General features: G+C 72.7%; 11 protein-coding genes. 8 read left to right on the forward strand and 3 right to left on the reverse strand.

What is annotated here, in order from left to right:
* The first annotated feature begins 202 nt into the window (after nt 1-202).
* Together ACFP2E_RS17410 and ACFP2E_RS17415 are read left to right on the forward strand one after the other, a co-directional pair.
* On the forward strand, nt 203-2,632 hold the full coding sequence (locus tag ACFP2E_RS17410) for an immune inhibitor A domain-containing protein (RefSeq protein WP_378524391.1): 2,430 nt from the start codon (nt 203-205) through the stop codon (nt 2,630-2,632).
* A gap of 232 nt (nt 2,633-2,864) precedes the next feature.
* The gene (locus tag ACFP2E_RS17415; RefSeq protein ID WP_378524390.1) at nt 2,865-5,327 is read left to right on the forward strand and encodes an immune inhibitor A domain-containing protein; all 2,463 of its coding nucleotides are present in this window, start codon (nt 2,865-2,867) and stop codon (nt 5,325-5,327) included.
* Between the two features lie 69 nt (nt 5,328-5,396).
* Here the strand turns inward: ACFP2E_RS17415 and ACFP2E_RS17420 are convergent, their stop codons facing one another.
* Nucleotides 5,397-6,830, reverse strand: a complete 1,434-nt coding sequence (locus tag ACFP2E_RS17420) for a PLP-dependent aminotransferase family protein (protein ID WP_378524389.1) — start codon at nt 6,828-6,830, stop codon at nt 5,397-5,399.
* 61 nt (nt 6,831-6,891) lie between these two features.
* Here ACFP2E_RS17420 and ACFP2E_RS17425 point away from each other — a divergent pair, with 61 nt between their 5' ends.
* A complete protein-coding gene (locus ACFP2E_RS17425) occupies nt 6,892-7,605 on the forward strand; it encodes a YitT family protein (protein ID WP_378524388.1) in 714 nt (237 codons plus the stop codon).
* Here ACFP2E_RS17425 and ACFP2E_RS17430 read toward each other — a convergent pair.
* Nucleotides 7,586-8,152 (reverse strand): O-methyltransferase, encoded by a 567-nt coding sequence (locus ACFP2E_RS17430; protein ID WP_378524387.1) that lies wholly within the window; start codon nt 8,150-8,152, stop codon nt 7,586-7,588. The two genes, ACFP2E_RS17425 and ACFP2E_RS17430, sit on opposite strands and share 20 nt — an antisense overlap.
* Before the next feature lie 394 nt (nt 8,153-8,546).
* On the opposite strand from ACFP2E_RS17430, the gene ACFP2E_RS17435 reads away from it, so the two are divergent.
* The 3 genes from ACFP2E_RS17435 to ACFP2E_RS17445 all read left to right on the forward strand — a co-directional run bounded on the left by ACFP2E_RS17435 (nt 8,547) and on the right by ACFP2E_RS17445 (nt 11,004).
* Nucleotides 8,547-8,672 (forward strand): hypothetical protein, encoded by a 126-nt coding sequence (locus ACFP2E_RS17435; protein WP_378524386.1) that lies wholly within the window; start codon nt 8,547-8,549, stop codon nt 8,670-8,672.
* Nucleotides 8,673-8,682: 10 nt separating this feature from the next.
* Nucleotides 8,683-9,780 carry a 3-isopropylmalate dehydrogenase gene (locus tag ACFP2E_RS17440; protein WP_378524385.1) on the forward strand — a complete coding sequence of 366 codons (1,098 nt, stop codon included), beginning with the start codon at nt 8,683-8,685 and terminating at the stop codon, nt 9,778-9,780.
* A gap of 144 nt (nt 9,781-9,924) precedes the next feature.
* The gene (locus tag ACFP2E_RS17445) at nt 9,925-11,004 is read left to right on the forward strand and encodes a branched-chain amino acid aminotransferase (protein WP_378524384.1); all 1,080 of its coding nucleotides are present in this window, start codon (nt 9,925-9,927) and stop codon (nt 11,002-11,004) included.
* A 96-nt stretch (nt 11,005-11,100) separates the two neighbouring features.
* Here ACFP2E_RS17445 and ACFP2E_RS17450 read toward each other — a convergent pair whose 3' ends face one another.
* Nucleotides 11,101-11,961 (reverse strand): HDOD domain-containing protein, encoded by an 861-nt coding sequence (locus ACFP2E_RS17450; RefSeq protein ID WP_378524383.1) that lies wholly within the window; start codon nt 11,959-11,961, stop codon nt 11,101-11,103.
* A gap of 171 nt (nt 11,962-12,132) precedes the next feature.
* On the opposite strand from ACFP2E_RS17450, the gene ACFP2E_RS17455 reads away from it, so the two are divergent.
* Both ACFP2E_RS17455 and cimA read left to right on the forward strand, forming a co-directional pair.
* On the forward strand, nt 12,133-13,701 hold the full coding sequence (locus tag ACFP2E_RS17455) for a serine/threonine-protein kinase (protein ID WP_378524382.1): 1,569 nt from the start codon (nt 12,133-12,135) through the stop codon (nt 13,699-13,701).
* Nucleotides 13,702-13,977: 276 nt separating this feature from the next.
* Nucleotides 13,978-15,573 (forward strand): citramalate synthase, encoded by a 1,596-nt coding sequence (cimA, locus tag ACFP2E_RS17460; protein ID WP_378524381.1) that lies wholly within the window; start codon nt 13,978-13,980, stop codon nt 15,571-15,573.
* Nucleotides 15,574-15,736 lie beyond the last annotated feature (163 nt).

The following is a 15,736-nucleotide window of genomic DNA, read 5'->3' on the forward strand; positions in this document are numbered from 1 at the left end:
CTCGAGCCTCCTGGGCCCCGCGCCACGGCGCGGGTTCGGTGACCGGGACGTGAGCGGCATCACGTTCCGGTAACGAACCCGCGCCGTGCCGCATTTCGCCGCTCTTCCGACGGACGATGCCTGCGGCGCGCTCGGGGCGCCGTGTGGGCCCCGGGTGCGTTCCTATCCGAATCCGACGGATGAGTCGTAGACAGGAATGCACGTGTCCCACTTCCAGAAGCGCAGTGCCCGGGCGGTCGCCCTCACCGCTGCAGCCGGCGTCGTCGCCGGCGGACTGCTGGCGGCCTCGCCCGCACCCGCGTCGCCGACCACGGCACCGCCCACCGAGCACGGCAACGACCACGCCCACTCCCACGAGCCGAAGCACCCGCTGAAGATCAAGGCCAAGCGCGACGCGCAGCGGCAGGCCGCCCTCCAGCGGAAGCTCGAGACCGGAAAGCCGTTCCCCAGCGTCGCGCGCGCCAAGCGCACCAACCAGTACGTCGAGCTCGACCGCCAGGGCACCGACCGCGTGTTCGTGGTGATCGCCGAGTTCGGCGAGGAGCGCTACCCCGACCCTCGCTTCGCCGACGACGCCGAGGTGGGCGACCCGCAGCCGCAGCAGTTCACGGGACCGCTGCACAACCAGATCCCCGAGCCGGACCGGTCGGTCGACAACACCACCCTGTGGCAGCCCGACTACGACAAGGCCCACTACGAGGACATGTACTTCAACCGCATGGCGAAGTACTACGAGCGGCAGTCCTCGGGCCGCTACTCGGTCGAGGGCGACGTCACCGAGTGGGTCAAGGTCCCGTTCAACCAGGCGCTCTACGGCCGCGATTACTGCGGCGGCATCGTCTGCTCCTCGACCAAGGCGCTCGTGCGTGACTCGATGGCCGTGTGGGTCCAGGACCGCCTGGAGGAGGGCATGACCATGCCCGAGATCAAGGCCTACCTGCAGACCTTCGACGTCGAGGACCGCTACGACGCGGACGCCGACGGCAACTACGACGAGCCCGACGGGTTCATCGACCACTTCCAGATCGTCCACGCCGGAGGCGACCAGGCCTCGGCCGACCCGATCTACGGCTCCGACGCGATCTGGAGCCACCGCTGGTACGCCAACCTGCAGGGCAGCGGCCCCGGCGGCCTGCCCGGCGTCAACGCCGGCTCCAACGGTGGCGCGTTCTCCAGCGACCTGGTGCCGGACAACCCCACCGGCATCTGGGTGGGCGACTACACCATCCAGCCCGAGAACGGCGGGCTCGGCGTCTTCGCGCACGAGTACGGCCACGACCTCGGCCTGCCGGACCTCTACGACACCTCCGGCAACACCGGTGGCGCCGAGAACTCCACCGGCTTCTGGACCCTGATGTCCTCCGGCGCCAACATCGGCGACGGCGGCTCCGACGGCATCGGCGACGACCCGGTCGACATGAGCGCCTGGGAGCTGCTGCAGATGGGCTGGCTGGACCCGGTCACCAAGGACGGCCTCCAGGCCACCGGCCCCTTCTACGGCGTCGCCGAACACGGCAAGCGCTCGCGCCACCGGCTGTCCACGAACGTGCCGGCCTCGGTCAAGGGCGTGCAGGCGGTCTTCGCGCTGCTGCCCGACAACGAGGTGCCGCTCGACCTGGGCGCCCCCGCGGCCGGCGAGCACATGTTCTACTCCGGCTCCGGCGACGGCCTGAACAACTCGATGACCAACCTGACCGTCGCCGGCACGGCGCTGACCGCCAAGGTCAGCTACCAGATCGAGGACGACTACGACTTCGCGTTCCTCGAGGCCACCACCGACGCCGGCGCCACCTGGCAATCCGTGGCGACCAACCTCTCCGTGCCCGGCAACGAGAGCGGCTTCAACGAGTCCGGTACCGGCATCGCCGGCACTTCCGACGGCTGGGTCGACCTGACCGCCACCCTGCCGGACGGCACCGACGGGATCCGGTTCCGCTACGAGACCGACTCGGCCTACACGCTGGAGGGTTTCAAGGTCGACGAGATCGCGGTCGACGGCGTGCCCGTCGGCACCGCCGAGACCGACGACGAGGGCTGGGAGTACGACGGCTTCCGCCGCACGACCGGCTCGGAGACCCAGTCGTTCTTCAACGCCTACGTCCTGGAGAACCGCCAGTACGACGGCTACGACCGGTCGCTGCGCTCGGCGTACAACTTCGGGTTCACCAACACCCGGCCCGACTGGGTGGAGAGCTTCCGCTACCAGGACGGCATGCTCGTCTGGTACTGGAACGAGGAGCACGCCGACAACAACGTCGGTGAACACCCGGGCGAGGGGCTGCTGCTCCCGGTCGACGCCCACCCGCAGCTCAGCCACTGGAAGGACGGCACGCTGATGCGGCCGCGCATCCTCACGGCCGACTCGACGTTCGGGCTCGAGCGCACCGACCGGACCGTGGTGCACCTGCAGGGCAAGAAGTCGGTGATCGACCCGAAGCGCCGCCGGACCACGTTCGACGACTCGAAGCGCTACTGGTTCGACGCCGACACCCACGGCGAGACCGGGGAGCACGCCGGCCGCTACCAGCCGGGCTGGAACAGCGTGCAGGTCCCGCGGACCGGCACCACCGTGAAGGTGCTCCGCCAGCTGCGGGACGACTCCCTCGTGATCAGGGTCGCGCCCAAGGGCTGACTCCCTCCGCAGGACCCAGGTCACGATCGGCCCCCATCCGCCTCGGCGGATGGGGCGCCGACGAGTCCCGGACCGGACGTGAGCGAGGTCACGTTCCGGTAACGAACCTGCGGCGTGCTTCGCATCGCGTCAATCCCGACGGACGATGCCTGCGGCGCGCTCGGGGCGCCGCGTGGTTCCCGGGTGCGTTCATGTCCGATCCCGACCAGCTGAGTCGTAGACAGGAATGCACGTGTCCCACATCAGGAAGCGCAGCGTCCGGGCGATCGCCCTCACCGCTGCAGCCGGCGTCGTCGCCGGAGGGCTGCTCGTGGCGGCCCCCGCGCCGGCGACACCGACCCCGGCGCCGGAGGACAAGCCCGGCGAGCACCACGACGCGGGCCACGAGCCCCCGCACCCGCTGAAGATCAAGGCCAAGCGGGAGGCCCAGAAGCAGGCGGCCCTCGAGCGTGTCCTGAAGGGCAAGGCGCCCTTCAAGAAGGGCAGCGGCAAGGGCCAGGAGGTGCCGCTCGAGCTCGAGGGCACCGACCGGATCTTCGTCGTCCTCGCGGAGTTCGGCGACCAGCGCTACGAGACGGCGACGGACAAGCGCTTCGTCGACGACGCGGCGAAGCGGGGCTTCCCGCTGCCCGACCCGCAGCCGCAGCGCTTCGACGGCCCGCTCCACAACCAGATCCCGGAGCCCGACCGGAGCGTCGACAACACGACGCTCTGGCAGGAGGACTACAGCCGCCAGCACTACGAGGACATGTACTTCAACCGCATGGCGGCCTACTACGAGGAGCAGTCCTCGGGTCGCTACACGGTCGAGGGCGACGTGACCGAGTGGGTCAAGGTGCCCTACAACCAGGCCCTCTACGGCCGCGGCTACTGCGGCAACCCGCCGGGCGCCCGGGTCACCACCTGCGCCTCGACGAAGGCCCTGATCCGCGACGCGCTCGCGGTGTGGGTGAAGTCGCAGCTCGACGCCGGCATGACCATGCCGCAGATCCAGGACTACCTGCGCACCTTCGACGTCGAGGACCGCTACGACATCGACGGGGACGGCAACTACGAGGAGCCGGACGGCTTCATCGACCACTTCCAGATCGTCCACGCGGGCGGGGACGAGGCGTCGGGCGACCCGATCTACGGCTCCGACGCGATCTGGAGCCACCGCTGGTACGCCAACCTCCAGGGCGGCGGCCCCGGCGGGCTCCCGGGCGTGAACGTCGGCTCCAACGGCGGCGCGTTCGGCCTCGGCGCCAACCCGGCCAACCCGGTCCCGCACAACCCGACCGGAGTCTGGGTGGGTGACTACACCATCCAGCCCGAGAACGGCGGCCTCGGCGTGTTCGCGCACGAGTACGGCCACGACCTCGGCCTGCCGGACCTCTACGACACCTCCGGCAACACCGGTGGTGCGGAGAACTCCACCGGCTTCTGGAGCCTGATGTCCTCCGGCGCCAACATCGGCGACGGCGGCCCCGACGGCATCGGCGACGCCCCGACCGACCTCAGCGCCTGGGAGCTGCTGCAGCTCGGCTGGCTCGAGCCGCAGGGCGACAAGGGCCCGTTCTACGACGTGGCCTTCGCGGGGAAGAAGTCCTCCCACACCCTGTCCGCCAACGTCCCGGCCAAGGACAACGGCGTACAGGCGCTCTTCACGATCCTGCCCGACCTCGAGGTGCCGCTGCAGATCGGCGAGCCCGCCTCCGGCGAGTACCTGTTCTGGTCGACGCAGGGCGACGACCTCGACACCTGGATGAGCCGCACCGGCGTGTCCGGCGCCGCGCTCACCGCGAAGGTCGACTACGCGATCGAGGAGGACTGGGACTACGCGTTCCTCGAGGCCTCGACCGACGGCGGCGCCACCTGGCTGCCGGTCGCGACCAACCTCTCCGACACCTCCGGTGACCAGAGCGGCTTCAACGGCAGCAAGACCGGCCTCACCGGCTTCACCGACGGCTGGACCGACCTGACCGCGACGCTGCCGGCCGGCACCGACGCCATCCGGTTCCGCTACCAGACCGACGGCGCGGTCGCCGAGTCCGGCTTCAAGGTCGACGACATCGCTGTCGACGGGACCGTGGTCGGCGACGGTGAGAGCGCTGACGAGGGCTGGGAGCTCCACGGCTTCACCCGCACCACCGGCTCGGAGGTGCAGGAGTTCTTCAACGCCTACATCGCCGAGAACCGCCAGTACGACGGCTACGACACGTCGCTGCGCACGGCGTACAACTTCGGGTTCCTCGACAGCCGGCCCGACTGGGTGGAGAGCTTCCGCTACCAGGACGGCCTGCTGATCTGGTACTGGAACACGCAGCACGCCGACAACAACGTGGGCGACCACCCCGGCGAGGGCCTGCTGCTGCCGGTCGACGCCCACCCGACGCTCCCGCACTGGAACGACGGCACGCTGATGCGACCGCGGATCGCGAGCTACGACTCGACCTTCGGGCTGAAGGCGTCCGACCCGGTCACGCTGCACAACCGGAGCGTCCCGGGCCGGATCGCGCGGCAGGCCGCCGTGTCGGTCTTCGACGACACGCTGACCTGGTGGTTCGGCTCCGACGGCCACGAGGTCGACGGCCGGCACCCGGGCCGCTATCAGCCCGGCTGGTTCGGCGTGAACCCGCCCAAGACCGGCACCACCATCCGCGTGGTCGGCCAGAAGGGCGACGTCATGCGGGTCGAGGTGGGCCCGAAGGGCTGACCCCTGCACCGACCGCTGCACTGATCGCTGCGCTGACCCGCCCGAAACCTTCGGGCGGGTCAGCGTCATTCAGGCGACCATCACCCGGCCGGCCGCGCCCCGCGGCGGACGGCGGTCGCCGACCGCGCTCCACGCCGCGGCCAACCGCTCGACGGCCAGCTCGAGCTCCTCGGCGGGCCGGGTCCAGGGCACGCGCACGAAGCGGTCGAGCCCGCCCTCGGCCGCGAACACCGGGCCCGGCGTGATGATGACGCCGTGCCGCTCCGCCTCGGCGGCGAGCGCCGTGCCGCGCGCGGCCGGCAGCTCGCACCACAGCGCCAGCCCGCCCCCGGGGAGTCGGAATCGCCAGTCGGGCAGGTGCCGCCGGAGAGCGGCGGCCAGCCGGTCCCGCTGCTCCCGCAGCCGGTCGACGTGGCCGGCGGGGACGGCTCCCTCGGTCTCGAGCAGCCGGGCCAGCACGAGCTGCTCCATCACCGGCGTCCCGAGGTCCAGGGCCACCCGGGCCTCGGTCAGCCGCTCGACGACCGGCTCGGGCGCGCGCAGCCAGCCCAGCCGCAGGCCACCCCAGAAGCTCTTGCTGGCGCTGCCGATGGTGACGGCGTCGCGGGCGTACGACGCGAACGGCCGCGGCATGGCCTGGCCGTCGAGGGCGAGCGCCTGGTGCGCCTCGTCGACGACGGCGACCGTCCGCGTCCGCCGCAGGTGGGCCGCGTACGCCTCGCGCTGGCCGTCGTCCATGAGGTGGCCGGTCGGGTTCTGGAAGTCCGGGATCAAGTAGGCCAGCCGGGGGTTCTCCTGGCGCAGCACGGCCGCGGCCGCGTCGAGGTCCCAGCCGTCGGGGTCGACCTCGGCCACCGCGAGCCGGGCGCCGGTGTGGCGGATCGCCTGGACGGCGTTGGGGTAGACCGGCGACTCGACGAGGACGCGGTCGCCGCGGCTCGAGAACGCCGTCGCCACCACCGCCGTGGCGGCCAGCGCGCCCGGCGTGACCACGATCTGGCCCGGTTCCGTGGGGAGTCCGCGAGCCTCGTAGGTGGCCGCGATGGCCTGCTGCAGCCGGGGCAGGCCGGCGGGGAAGTAGCCGTGGCCGCCGAGGTAGGCCGGGAGGTCGGCGGCCGCCTCCGCGTACGCCGCGGCCAGGGAGGGCGGTGCCGACGACGCGGCGCAGCCGAGGTCGATCGCGTCCGCGTCGCCGGGCCGGGGGAGCAGCGCCCGGTCGAGCGCCCGCGCCCGGCCGCCCGGCACCCGGGTGAACGTGCCCGACCCGCGCAGCGCCTCGGCGTACCCGGTGTCGCGCAGCACGGCATACGCCCGCGTGACCGTGGTGCGGGAGACGCCGAGCGCGTCGGTGAGCTCGCGCTCGCTCGGCAGCCGGGTGTCGAACGGGATGCGGCCGTCGCCGATCAGCAGCGTCAGGGCGTCGGCGAGGCCGGCGTACGCGGGGGAGCGGGGGAAGTCGCCGACGAGGGTGGACACCCTGGCGGCACTGATGGACCGGCTCATGCAGGCCACTGTTGCATGATTGGCTATTTCTGGGAAGGCCAATATCGGTCACGCTGGTCCGGTGACCCAGCTCGCCACCCCCCGCCCGACAAGCCCCACCCGGGCACCGCGTCCCGCTCTCGCCGACCTCGGCCCCGTCGCCCAGCTCCGCGCCGGCCGCCTCGGCCGCCGGCTGCCCCAGCTCCTCGTCGGGCTGTGGTTGTACGGCGTCTCGCTTGCGTTGATGGTCCGCGGCGGCCTGGGCCTGGCGCCGTGGGACGTCCTCCACTCCGGCCTCATCGGCTACGTGCCGCTGACCCTCGGCCAGGCCGTCATCGCGCTCAGCTTCGTGGTGCTCGTCGCGTGGATCCCGCTGCGGGAGAAGCCCGGCATCGGCACCGTGCTCAACGCGCTGCTCGTCGGCACCGCGGCCGACGTCACGCTGTGGCTGCTCGCCGCCCCGGCGGGCCTCGTTCCGCGCGTCGCCCTCACCGTGGGCGGGGTCGTGCTGTGCGGCCTGGCGAGCGCGCTCTACATCGGGGCCCAGCTCGGGCGCGGTCCCCGCGACGGCCTGATGACGGGCCTGGCCCGGCGGACCGGCCGGTCGCTGCGGCTGGTGCGCACCTCGCTCGAGGTCGCGGTGGTGCTGCTCGGCGTGCTGCTCGGAGGCGTGCTCGGGCTGGGGACGGTGCTCTACGCGCTGGCGATCGGTCCGCTCACCCAGCTCATGCTGCCGGCGCTCACGGTGGCGGTCCGGGTGCCGGCGGTGGAGCCGGTCAGCGCTTCGTCGCGATGAGGGTGGCGGCGTCCGCCGCCACCATCACCTCGACGGTGGTGAACCGTTCGTCGGTCAGCCACTGCTCGCGCAGCGTGTCGACCCGGCCGTGGAAGACCGGCGGCCAGACCTCGCAGGGGGTGAAGTCGTCGAGCACCACGATGCCGCCCGGGGAGACCAGGTCGGCCACCGCGTCCACGCGCACCGACGACGGGTCGCCGGAGTCGAGGTAGAGCAGGCAGAACGGGCCCTTGTCCTGCAGCGTCGCCCAGTCGGCGGCGAGCACCTCGACCTGCGGGTCGTCCTCGAAGATCTCCGCGGCCGCGCCGGCCAGCTTGGGGTCGAGCTCGGCGGTGAGGATGCGGGCGTCGCCCCGCACGCCCGACCGCAGCCAGGCGGTGCCGACGCCGGTGCCGGTGCCGAACTCCGCGAGCGTCCCGGTTCGCGTGGCGGCCAGCGTCGCCAGCAGCCGCCCGGTCTCGTTGCGGCAGAAGGACACGTAGCCCGCGCGGCGGGAGACCTCGAAGGCGCGGGAGACGATCTCGGGCAGGTCGGGGGGAGCGGACATGGAAATGAGTCTTTCACTCTGGTACCCGTGTCTCGCATACCGAACGGATGTCGGAAAACGGGTGTCGCGCCGGCGCGGGCCGACGTACGGTTGGCGCCATCATGCGGAGCGTCTTCGTACTCATCGAGCGCCGCGGCGAGGCCCAGCAGTAGTCAACTGCGAGTGAGGCCACCTCGCCGCGGTGGTCGGCGTTGACGGTCTCACGGCACATCTGAACGAACGCCTCCGCGGCGGGTCCGCACCAGCAGCACTGCGACGACCCGCATCCCTGGTTCTCCTGGCTCGCGCGACCCGCGAGCACGACGCCGGCCCCGCCGCGGTGGTGTGCATCCCTTTCGAGGCATCCCGAGGCCCGGCCGCGACCCGGGCCCCAGACACACCCACAGGAGAACCGATGTACGACATGTACCCCGACTGGGGACCCGCCCAGCACCACCCGGAGAACCCGTTCAGCAGCGAGGCCGTCCAGGCCGCGCTCGACCTGCGGGACAACGGCGGGGAGCGTCCGGACGACAACTAGTCTCGCCGCCATGCAGACACCCCAGCCTCCCGCACAGGTCACCGAGAACGCGGGCACCGTGAAGCTCGCCGTCATCCCCGGTGACGGGATCGGACCGGAGGTCACCGCCGAGGCCCTCAAGGTCCTCGAGGTGGCCGCTCCGGGCGGGGTGAAGTTCGAGCCGACGCGCTACGACCTCGGGGCGGAGCGGTACCTCGCCACCGGCGAGGTACTGCCCGACTCCGTCCTCGCCGAGATCCGCGACCACGACGCGATCCTGCTCGGCGCCGTCGGCGGCAAGCCCGGCGACCCGAACCTCCCGCCGGGCATCCTGGAGCGTGGGCTGCTGCTGCGGCTCCGCTTCGAGCTGGACCACTACGTCAACCTGCGCCCGTCGCGGATCTTCCCCGGCGTGGTCTCGCCGCTCGCGGACAGCGTCCTCGGGGGCGAGGTCGACTTCGTGGTGGTCCGCGAGGGCACCGAGGGCCCCTACACCGGCAACGGCGGCGCCGTCCGGGTCGGGACCCCGCACGAGGTGGCCACCGAGGTCAGCCTCAACACGGCGTACGGCGTGGAGCGGGTCGTGCGCGATGCCTTCGCCCGCGCCTCGCGCCGCCCGCGCAAGAAGCTGACGCTGGTGCACAAGACGAACGTGCTCGTGCACGCCGGCGCGGTGTGGACCCGCGTCGTCGCCGAGGTCGGCCGGGAGTTCCCCGACGTCACCGTCGACTACCTGCACGTCGACGCGGCGACGATCTTCCTGACCACCGACCCGGCCCGGTTCGACGTGATCGTCACCGACAACCTGTTCGGCGACATCCTCACCGACCTCGCCGCCGCCATCACCGGCGGCATCGGCCTCGCCGCGTCGGGCAACGTCAACCCCGACCGGACGGCGCCGTCGATGTTCGAGCCCGTCCACGGCTCGGCCCCCGACATCGCCGGCCAGCAGAAGGCCGACCCCACCGCCGCGATCCTCTCCGCCGGCCTGCTGCTCGACCACCTCGGGCACCCCGAGGCGGCCGCGACCCTCGAGGCGGCGGTGGTCGCCGACCTCGCCGACCGCGTCCCCGGCCAGGCCCGCACCTCCTCCCAGGTCGGCGACGCGATCGCCGCCCGGCTCGGCTGAGCCGCCCTGTAGCGATCCCCGGATATCCGGGGATCGCTTCGCTTCTGGGCCACTGGAGTGCCCGAGAAGCGCGGCGAGTGCCCGAGCGCTGGTACTGATGTGGCAGCCGGCCACGGGCCCGGCCGTGTCGGCTAACGTGCGCCTATGCAGATCAGCACCACGCCCTCGTCCCAGCCCGTCGCCGACGACCGCCTGACGGAGATCCTCGCGAACCCGGGCTTCGGCGTGCACTTCACCGACCACATGTTCACGGTGGAGTGGACCCCCGACGAGGGCTGGCACGACGCGCGGATCACGCCGTACGGCCCGCTGACGCTCGACCCCGCCACCGCGGTCCTGCACTACGCGCAGGAGACCTTCGAGGGCATGAAGGCCTACCGCCACGACGACGGCTCGGTATGGACCTTCCGCCCCGAGGAGAACGCCGCCCGCATGGTCCGCTCCAGCCAGCGGCTGGCCTTCCCCGAGCTCCCCGTCGAGGACTTCGTGGCCGCCGTCGACGAGCTCGTCACCATCGACCGCCGCTGGGTCCCGGACCCGGAGGGTGAGAAGAGCCTCTACGTCCGCCCCTTCATGCTCGCCACCGAGAAGTTCCTCGGCGTGCGGCCCGCCCAGCACGTCACCTTCATGGTGATCGCGAGCCCCGCCGGCGCCTACTTCAAGGGCGGCGTCAAGCCGGTCACGCTGTGGCTCACCACCGAGTACACCCGCGCCGGCCGCGGCGGCATGGGCGCCGCGAAGACCGGCGGCAACTACGCCAGCTCGCTGGTCGCCCAGCAGGAGGCCATCTCCCACGGCTGCGACCAGGTCGTCTTCCTCGACGCCCAGGAGAGCCGGTACGTCGAGGAGCTCGGCGGCATGAACATGTACTTCGTCTACGACGACGGCCGCATCGTCACCCCCGAGACCGGCACCATCCTCGAGGGGATCACCCGGTCCAGCATCATCGAGCTGGCCGGCAAGCTCGGCCACCCGGTGGAGGAGCGGAAGTTCTCGATCGACGAGTGGCGCGACGGCGTGACCAGCGGCGAGATCGTCGAGGTGTTCGCCTGCGGCACCGCGGCGGTCGTCACCCCCGTGGGTGCCCTGAAGTGGGACGGCGGCGAGGCGCCGGCGCCGGCGAGCACCGACCTCACGATGCGGATCCGCCAGGCCCTCGTCGACATCCAGTACGGCCGGGCCGAGGACACCTTCGGCTGGATGCACCGGGTCTGCGAGGCCTGACCTCGCCAGCGGTCGATCGGCTCAGCCGCGGTAGCGGTCGATCGGCTCAGCCGCGGTAGCGGTCGATCGGCTCAGCCGCGGTAGCGGTCGATCGGCTCAGCCGCGGTAGCGGTCCGCCAGGTCGGCGAACCGGCGCTGCGCGCTGTCGACCGCGCCGTAGTAGGCGTCGCGGTCCATCCGCAGCATCCGCAGCAGCGGCAGCTGGGCGAGCAGTCGGTCGGCCTGCTGGCGTTGCTGCTCCGGTGTGGGGTTGGGGCAGGTGACCTCGAAGGAGATGGTGCAGGCCAGCCCCACGGCCGCGCTCACGGCCGAGAGGCCCTCGTGGACCTCGTGGTGCTCGGCGATGCCGTCGACGATGGTCAGCGGCAGGCCCCAGGACTCCGCGACGATCCCGCCGACCCGGGCGTGGTCGAGGCCGAAGACCTTGCGCTCGGCCTCCTGCAGGTCGAGGCCGTCGGCGAGCGCGGTGCGCAGCAGCGCCGCCGGCGCGCCGTGCCCGTGGCGCCGGGCGAGGACGAGCTTGCCGAAGTCGTGGAGAAGCGCGGCGGTGCTCGCCTCCGGCGGGATCGGGGCGCCCGTGTGGGCCCGTATCGCGTCGGCCGCGATCGCCGCCGCCACCGAGCGCTCCCACAGCTCGCCGGCCTCGAGGCCGTACAGCGGCAGCGGCTTCGCCATGCGGCCCCCGACGCTGGAGGCGAGCGCCAGGGAGAGCAGCATGCTGCGGCCGAGCCGGATGGCGGCCTCGCGGACGGAGGTCATGGCGTAGCGGCCGCCGAGCGCCGCCGAGTTGGCGCGACGCAGCAGGTCGGCGGTCAGCGTGACATCGAGCGAGACCGCCTCGGCGATCTCGTCGGTGTCGGAGTCCGGGTCGGCGACGAGGGTCGCCAGCCGGGCCACCGTGTGCGGCAGCGGCTCGACGGACTCCGCCGCCGCGACCAGGTCGCTGGTGTCCGTCACCGGCGTGCTCTCGACCACCCTGTGCTCCCGCTCGTGCCGCGCTCGCGCGCTCCTGCTGCCACCTGGGTCATCGGCAGCCGCGGGCCCCGGCTGAGCGGCTGCTCGTGACTTGTCCCGCAGGCCCCCAACCCGCACCGCGGCGGCGGGCCGGCAGGCGACTACCCTCGGCCCGTGACCACCTCAGCCCAGCCGCCACCGGGCCTGACCGTCGACGGCTACGCGATCATCCGCCGCCTCGGCGAGGGCGGCATGGGAGTGGTCCACCTCGCGCGCCGGCCGGGCGGCCAGCCGGTGGCCCTCAAGGTGCTCCGGCCCCACATCGTCGGCGACGACGAGGCCCGCCGACGGCTCGAGCGCGAGGTCGGCTCGCTGTCGCGCATCCACAGCCCCTGGGTGGCCGAGATCGTCGACTCCGACCCGTGGGGGGAGGTGCCGTACGTCGCCACCCGCTACGTGCCCGGCCTCTCGCTGCACGAGGTCGTCGCCGAGGACGGACCGCTGCAGGGCGCCGACCTCCGCCGCCTGGCCCACGGCCTTGCCGAGGGGATCGCCAGCGTCCACGAGGTCGGCGTCCTCCACCGGGACGTGAAGCCGTCCAACGTGCTCATGGAGGGCCGCACGCCCATCCTCATCGACTTCGGGCTGGCCCGGGTCGCGGACGACCCGCGGCTCACCCACACCGGCTGGCTGCTGGGCACCCCCGGCTACCTCGCGCCCGAGATCCTGCAGGGCGAGGACGCGAGCGAGGCCTCCGACCTGCACTCCTGGGCCGCCACCGTCGCGTACGCCGGCACCGGGCGCGCGCCGTTCGGCCGCGGCCCGTCGATGGCGATCATGGACCGGGTCCGTCGTGGCGATCACGACCTGACCGGCCTGCCGGCCCCGCTCCAGGACGTGCTGGGCGCCGCGCTCGACCCCGACCCGGCGAACCGGCCGGCCATGCCGGAGCTGCTCGCGTGGCTGCGCGACCCTCGGGGCGCGGTGCTGCCGGTCGGTCCGGGCGCCGACGAGCACACCGTGGCGTTGGCGCCGGCGCCCGACGACCTCCACGAGGAGCCGTCGCGGACCCGGCTCCTCGACCCGCACGGCTGGGACCCCGACGGCGTGGACGCCGACGACCCCTGGGCCGACCCCGAGCCGGCGCGGGTGCCGCTGGTCGAGCGGGCCCGGCGGGGCCTGCTGCTGCTCTCCCTGGCGACCGTCGTCGGCGCCGCCGTCACGGCGTACCCGTGGCCGACCGCGGCGGTGCTGCTCGTCCTCACCTGGCTGCTGCGCGGCATGTCCCTCGCCGCCAGCGCCACCGACGAGCGCCGCCAGCTGCGCGGCGCCCGCTGGTACGACCCGGTGCTCTACCTGCTCGGCGCGCCATGGCACGCCGTGCGGGCGATCCCCGGGGCGCTGCTGCTGGCGCTGTGGAGCGCGGGCCTCGGCGTCGCAGGGGCGCTGGTCTGCTACGCGCTCGCCACCCCGGTCGAGACCATGCTGCTGGTCGCCGGGCTGACGTTCTCGGCGGCGGTGTGGGTCGGCCCGGGCGGGTCGCGCGTGCGTGGCCCGGTCGGACGGGTGGTCCGGCCGGTCTCGCGGGGGACTGCCGGCTGGCTGGTCGCCCTGGCGCTGCTGCTCGGCGCCGCCGTGCTCCTCGGCCTGCGCGTGGAGGCGAACGGCGTCGACTGGACCCCCGACGACGGCCCGCCGCTGTCCGACGTCCGGCTCCGCGTGCCGTGGGAGCTCCGGCCCTGACCCCCGGCCCGGTAAGGCCCGGCAGCGCCCGGTAGCGCCCGGATCGCGAGATGTCGGGTCCACGATCCGGTCGCGCGTGCCAGACTCGTCCCATGCAACGCGCCCAGCTCGCTGCCGAGATCATCATTCGCTAGCGCGTCGACGACGCCCGCCAGGGCCGCCGACGCGCCGACCTTCCGTCCCACGGGAGGTCTTTTTGTTTCCCCGGCACGGCCGCACCGGCACCCCCGACACCCCCCGACACCACCCGACACCACTGACCGAGAGATGAACCCGATGGACCTGCAGGGCTCCTTCCACGTCTACGACACCACCCTGCGCGACGGTGCGCAGCAGGAGGGGCTCAACCTCTCCGTCGCCGACAAGCTGTCGATCGCCCGGCAGCTCGACGAGCTCGGGGTCGGCTTCATCGAGGGCGGCTGGCCCGGCGCGAACCCCAAGGACACCGAGTTCTTCCGCCGCGCCCGCGAGGAGCTCGACCTGCGCAACGCCCGGCTTGCGGCGTTCGGCGCCACCCGCCGGGCGGGGGTGGCGGCCGCCGACGACCCGCTGGTCGCGGCGCTGCGCGACAGCGGCGCCTCGGTGGTGACGCTGGTCGCCAAGTCCCACGACCGCCACGTCGAGCTGGCGCTGCGGACCACGCTCGAGGAGAACCTCGCGATGATCCGCGACACCGTCAGCCACCTGCGCGCGGAGGGCCAGCAGGTGTTCCTCGACGCGGAGCACTTCTTCGACGGCTACCGCGCCAACCGCGACTACGCCCTCGAGGTGCTGCGCACGGCGTACGACGCCGGCGCGGAGGTGATCGCGCTCTGCGACACCAACGGCGGCATGCTGCCCGGCTGGGTCGGCGACGTGGTCGACCACGTCATCGGCGCCACCGGGGTCCGGGTCGGCATCCACTGCCACAACGACACCGGCTGCGCCGTCGCGAACACGCTCGCCGCCGTGGACGCCGGCGCCACCCACGTGCAGGGCACCATCAACGGCTACGGCGAGCGGACCGGCAACGCAGACCTGGTGGCGGTGGTGGCCAACCTCGAGCTCAAGCTGGAGCGGCAGGTGCTGCCGGCGGGCCTCCTCCAGGACGCCACCCGCATCGCGCATGCCGTCGCCGAGGTCACCAACGTCCCGCCCGCGTCCCGCCAGCCGTACGTCGGCACCTCGGCGTTCGCGCACAAGGCCGGCCTGCACGCCAGCGCGATCAAGGTCGACCCGAACCTCTACCAGCACCTCGACCCGGTCCGCGTGGGCAACGACATGCGGCTGCTGGTCTCCGACATGGCCGGCCGCGCTTCCATCGAGCTCAAGGGGCGCGAGCTGGGCTTCGACCTCTCGGGGGACAAGGACCTGGTCACCCGCGTCACCGACCGGGTCAAGGCGATGGAGTCGCGCGGCTACACCTTCGAGGCCGCGGACGCGTCGTTCGAGCTGCTGCTGCTCGAGGAGGTCGAGGGCCGCCGGCGCGCGTACTTCGAGATCGAGTCGTGGCGCGTCATCACCGAGACGCTGAGCAACCGGCAGGCCGGCGACGAGGCAGTCTCAGAGGCGACGGTCAAGCTGAGCGCCGACGGGGTCCGCTACGTCGTGACGGGGGAGGGCAACGGCCCGGTCAACGCGCTCGACCAGGCGCTGCGCGAGGCGATCACCCAGGCCTACCCGGAGGTCGCGAAGCTCGAGCTCATCGACTACAAGGTGCGGATCCTCGATCAGGGGCACGGGACCGACGCGATCACAAGGGTGCTGATCGAGACCACCGACGGCGAGTCGTCGTGGGTGACGGTGGGAGTCGGGCACAACGTCATCGAGGCCTCCTGGGAGGCGCTCGTCGACGGGGTCACCTTCGGCCTGCGGCGCCACCACCAGGACTGAGGTACCCCCATGCGCGACACGGTCGGGGAGTCGGCCGGAAGATAGGGAGTCCTCCCGATCCGGGCGCCGGGGACTCAGGACGAGTCTGGAGTGGTCCGACCGACCAGCCCGCCCCCGGAGCCCGCCATGCACCCGCTTCCCGTCCAGATGGCCCTCACCCTCG

Source organism: Nocardioides sp. GCM10027114 (genome assembly GCF_042659625.1).
GTDB lineage: Bacteria > Actinomycetota > Actinomycetes > Propionibacteriales > Nocardioidaceae > Nocardioides.

Bases quoted from the DNA above. Each gene is read 5' to 3' on its own strand.
- ACFP2E_RS17420 (WP_378524389.1), bottom strand. From the start codon at position 6,830: ATGAGCCGGTCCATCAGTGCCGCCAGGGTGTCCACCCTCGTCGGCGAC.
- ACFP2E_RS17430 (WP_378524387.1), bottom strand. From the start codon at position 8,152: ATGTCCGCTCCCCCCGACCTGCCCGAGATCGTCTCCCGCGCCTTCGAG.
- ACFP2E_RS17435 (WP_378524386.1), top strand. From the start codon at position 8,547: ATGTACGACATGTACCCCGACTGGGGACCCGCCCAGCACCACCCGGAG.
- ACFP2E_RS17440 (WP_378524385.1), top strand. From the start codon at position 8,683: ATGCAGACACCCCAGCCTCCCGCACAGGTCACCGAGAACGCGGGCACC.
- ACFP2E_RS17445 (WP_378524384.1), top strand. From the start codon at position 9,925: ATGCAGATCAGCACCACGCCCTCGTCCCAGCCCGTCGCCGACGACCGC.
- cimA (WP_378524381.1), top strand. From the start codon at position 13,978: ATGGACCTGCAGGGCTCCTTCCACGTCTACGACACCACCCTGCGCGAC.